This is a genomic window from Wolbachia endosymbiont of Drosophila barbarae, from assembly GCF_044752445.1.
Taxonomy (GTDB): domain Bacteria; phylum Pseudomonadota; class Alphaproteobacteria; order Rickettsiales; family Anaplasmataceae; genus Wolbachia; species Wolbachia pipientis.
Map to the genome: position 1 here is coordinate 1 of NZ_JBIXJM010000141.1, position 4,421 is coordinate 4,421.

The 4,421-nt window shown below is 35.0% G+C and carries 3 protein-coding genes; all 3 read left to right on the forward strand.

What is annotated here, in order from left to right:
- Positions 1 to 195: 195 nt before the first annotated feature.
- The 3 genes from ACIPNH_RS02360 to mnmA all read left to right on the forward strand — a co-directional run bounded on the left by ACIPNH_RS02360 (position 196) and on the right by mnmA (position 4,146).
- Entirely contained in the window at positions 196 to 1,617 is a 1,422-nt protein-coding gene (locus ACIPNH_RS02360; RefSeq protein WP_010963135.1) for a gluzincin family metallopeptidase, read from the forward strand.
- A gap of 23 nt (positions 1,618 to 1,640) precedes the next feature.
- Positions 1,641 to 2,717 (forward strand): rod shape-determining protein, encoded by a 1,077-nt coding sequence (locus tag ACIPNH_RS02365; protein WP_007548791.1) that lies wholly within the window; start codon positions 1,641 to 1,643, stop codon positions 2,715 to 2,717.
- Positions 2,718 to 3,033: 316 nt separating this feature from the next.
- Complete coding sequence (mnmA, locus tag ACIPNH_RS02370; RefSeq protein WP_264723799.1) at positions 3,034 to 4,146, forward strand: tRNA 2-thiouridine(34) synthase MnmA; 1,113 nt, start codon at positions 3,034 to 3,036, stop codon at positions 4,144 to 4,146.
- Positions 4,147 to 4,421: the final 275 nt, after the last annotated feature.

Consider the following 4,421-nt stretch of genomic DNA (forward strand, 5'->3'; position numbering starts at 1 on the left):
GAGAAATAAAATACTAAATACTTTTTCTACAACCTTACAATTAATTTTCCTATAATATGCTGGACTCTGAGTAGAAAAATCCAATAAAGGAATAAAAAGTACAATTTTTTATTGTACTTTAAGCAAATATACTTTTAACTTTATTATTAATCTATTACGGTATTAAACAGATGTTTTCTAAAATAATGAACAAATATGCAATCTTATAAGTTTTTAGAGGAAGTATTATATAGGGTAAAGAATATCGAAAATACGCTAAAAGTACTAAACCAAAGCCAATTGAATATAGAGGACAAAGTTGAACAAATGAGTCTTCTAGAAGAAATCAGACATGAAATTATCTCTCATGACGCAATAAAGGAATCATTAGCAGATGCTCTTGGTAACAAAAAAAGTGCAAATACTCAGCAGCTAAAGTTAATAGAGAGAATACATAAAAGCAACAGTGCTGTTCCTATTGATTTAGTAAAGTCTTTATCCAAAGCTAAGGTTGAATGCCAAAATTTATGGAAGCTATCTCATTCTGAAACCAGTAACTTAGAAAAACTAAAAGAACGTTTTACTGATTTAATCACACTCATTCGCGAAGTAGCTTCTATAAAATCGCAGCAATTAAAATGCTCAAAATACGACTCACTGCTTGCTGACTATGACTCTGATATCACAGAAAAGAATATAAGGGAAGTATTCCCCAAGGTAGGCAAATTTTTTAGCGAAAATGTAGATAAAATAATTGAAAAGCAGAAAAAGGATAAGGTTACTAATATACAAAAAGTTGCTACTCAGAAACAGATTGAACTTGGCTCATTATGTTTACAGCAAATGGGTATTGCACTAAATGAGATTCGTACTTCTTATTACTACCCTATAGATTATGATGAATCTGATTTTTGTTATGGTTTATTTTCACTTTTACGGCATAGTGGTTATGCAATTTATCAAAAATGTTTAGCGCAAAATTCTATAAGTAGTCCAATTACGAGACATGTTATGTATGAAACTCAAGGGTTATTCATGGAAAGGATGATTGGAACATCCAGAGAATTTATTGAGTTTATTCAACCACACATAAAAGAGAAATTTGCTATAAAAGGCAAAACTAACGAGAAAGTTAGCAGTGTTGAAAATTTGTACTTGATTTTCAATGAAATAAACCTTTCTTCTTTTTTAAAAAATGCAGATGAATTTAGTCTGTTAGCTCATATTATGTTGAGAACTAGGTTAGAACAAGATATAATAAATGGTACATTGGAAGTCAAAGACCTGCATGATGCGTGGCTGGAAGGTATGAAGCACTATAAAATTCCAGTAAAAGCTGAAAATGAGCTAAACACTTATTTTCAAGATGAATATTGGGCAAGCGGTGTTATGGGCTACTTTCCTATAAAAATTATTGCTTTAATTGCTGCTGTGCAGATTTTCTCTTGCGTTAAAAAGAATCATTACGAATCATTAAGTGCTATAATAAAAGGAGATTTTAGTTTACTTATCAGTTGGTTATCTCAAAATATATACAGTGCAAAGTGTGGCCTGGAACTGCTAAAAAAAGTAACAGGTAAGGGTTTAGACGTTGAGTGTGTTACTTACTACTTATCTGAAAAGTATAATTTGTCTTAATAAATGGTTTTCTTGAGTTATGTATGAATTTTGTTCGAAAATTAACCGGAAAGTTTTATAGCCTTTTCACTTTCAAAGGTTTATTCGCTAGCGATATTGCTATAGATCTTGGCACTGCAAACACTTTAGTTTATCAGAAAAATCAGGGAATAGTGCTTGATGAGCCTTCAGTTGTAGCAAGAATAAAAGAAAAAGGAAGCTACGTTCCTTATGCTTTTGGTAAAAAAGCTAAAATGATGCTTGGAAAAACGCCTGGAGAGATAGAGGCGATAAGGCCCTTAAAAGATGGAGTCATTGCTGATTTTAAAAGTGCGGAAGAAATGCTAAAATATTTCATACGCAGTGCAAACACAAAATTCACTGTTAATAAACCTAATATTATCATATGCGTTCCATCTGGATCCACGCCAGTTGAAAGGCGTGCTATACAAGATGCAGCAGAAAGTGCTGGTGCAAATGAAGTATTTTTAATTGAAGAACCAATGGCTGCAGCAATCGGAGCTGGGCTCCCGGTTACCGAACCTGAAGGTTCTATGATTGTTGATATAGGAGGCGGTACAACTGAAGTTGCAATTATTTCTTTAGGTGGAATTGTTTATTCACGTTCTGCCAGAGTAGGTGGCGATATTATGGATGAGGCAATAAAGTCATATATTCGTGAAAATCATAAATTATTAATCGGTGAAACAACCGCTGAGAAAATTAAGAAAAGCATAGGTTCAGCCAGTCTGCCAGGTGAAAATAACAAAGAGGGAATGATAATTAAGGGCAGGGATTTAGTGAGTGGCATGCCAAAAGAAATGCTTTTATCAGAATACCAAGTTGCAGAGAGTTTAATAGAGCCTGTACATCAGATAATTTCTGCTATTAAGACTGCGCTGGAGAGCACTCCACCTGAACTTTCTTCTGATATAGTCGATAGAGGAATAGTTTTATCCGGTGGTGGTGGATTATTACGTAATCTAGGTAAAGTTATCAGTGAAACAACAAAATTACCGGTTCGTGTTGCAGATGACCCACTTTGTTGTGTTGCCTTAGGTAGTGGAAAAGTGCTTGAAAACATGGATTATTTTGGCCATGTTTTATTCAAGCAAGATTAAATTATTTTTGAAGGTAGTTTATCGAATTGTTTTGATGGAATTATGTAATATAAATGAGATCCCAGTGTCATGCACCAAGTAATTTGAAGGCAACTTCTAGCAGAAAAGGGTGTCATCCGAGTAGCTAACACTGGGATCCAGGGAACTTGATTACAAATAAATATGCTGTTTTAATGAATTTGTGTAATAGAAGCTAGATTCCAGTGTCAGCTACTTTCATGACATCATCTACTATGTAAATTGCCCCCAAATCAAAACGTTTGCACAGTTGTATGTTGGAATGACACAAGATTTGCGTTTATAAATTAAGGCGATTATGCTAAAAGAATTTGAAATTGAACCTCTGCTAAAAGATAAAGCTCCGCACCAGACCAAGGCTATTGTTGCAATGTCCGGGGGAGTTGATAGCTCGGTTGCTGCAGCACTGCTACATAACCTTGGGTACCAGGTGATAGGTGTAACTCTTCAGCTATATGGCACTGATGGCAATGCTAACGCAAGAAAGGGTGCATGCTGCGCTGGACAGGATATTTATGACGCTAAGCGTGTAGCTGAAAGTGTTGGCTTTCCTCACTATATTTTAAACTATGAGGAAATATTCAAAAAGGAAGTAATAGAGGATTTTGCGAGTACCTATATGCGTGGGGAAACTCCCATACCATGCGTGAGATGTAACCAAACGGTAAAATTTCGTGATCTATTGCAAGTTACAAAAAATCTTGGTGCGGATGTGCTCGTAACAGGACATTACGTGAGAAGGTTAGAAAAAAATGGTGAGGTAAAGTTGTGTAGAAGCATTGATAAGAGTAAAGATCAAAGCTATTTTCTGTTTGCTACAACAAAGGAGCAGTTAAAGCTTTTGCGATTTCCACTAGGTGGGTTCTATAAAAGTGATATAAGAAAATTAGCAAAGTATTTCAGCTTACAAATTTCTGAAAAGCCGGACAGTCAAGATATATGCTTTGTTTCCGAAAGCTATAGTAAAACAATAGCTAAATTAGCTCCACAATCTGTACAGAAAGGTAAAATAGTGGATGTTAATGGAAAAGTGCTAGGCGAGCACAGTGGCATAGTAAATTTTACAGTGGGGCAAAGAAAGGGCTTGGGTATCGCACACAATGAACCTCTTTATGTGATAAAAATTAATACAGAAAACAATGAGGTTATAGTAGGTCCGATCAACGTATTAATGCAAAAAAAAATATTGATCAAGGAGTTAAATTGGTTAGAACAACCAAAGGAAGGTATGGAAGTAACTGTGAAGCTGAGATCATCACATGCGGGAAGTTTAGCAACAATACATTCAACTGACGAAAAAAATAAAGCCTGTGTCATTTTAAACGACGATTACTTTGGCATCAGTCCTGGTCAAGCCTGTGTAGCGTATAAAGATGAGCAAGTTATCGGCGGTGGATGGATATGCTCTTAACTAAAAGCTTTAATGCAGAGTGTAAACATACAATAGACTTCTTGCATAACCATATAACAGAAACGAAAAAACTTCCTTGACAAACTCCGCCAGCGCCCTTATCATGAAACTGAAGCTATTTATTTATCTTCTCTGTACAGATTAAATGACAAAAAAACTCACGTATCTGGTGTCTCATGTTTAATTTTTTGCACTATGTGCACCTTATGTCTTTATCAAATTTCTGGGTTTTTACCTACACAAGCTGAAATACGCTTATAAAGCATTTAAAACAT

What these genes read in the sequence shown, in the direction of transcription:
- ACIPNH_RS02360 (WP_010963135.1), top strand. Translation starts at nt 196, where the DNA reads ATGCAATCTTATAAGTTTTTAGAGGAAGTATTATATAGGGTAAAGAAT.
- ACIPNH_RS02365 (WP_007548791.1), top strand. Translation starts at nt 1,641, where the DNA reads ATGAATTTTGTTCGAAAATTAACCGGAAAGTTTTATAGCCTTTTCACT.
- mnmA (WP_264723799.1), top strand. Translation starts at nt 3,034, where the DNA reads ATGCTAAAAGAATTTGAAATTGAACCTCTGCTAAAAGATAAAGCTCCG.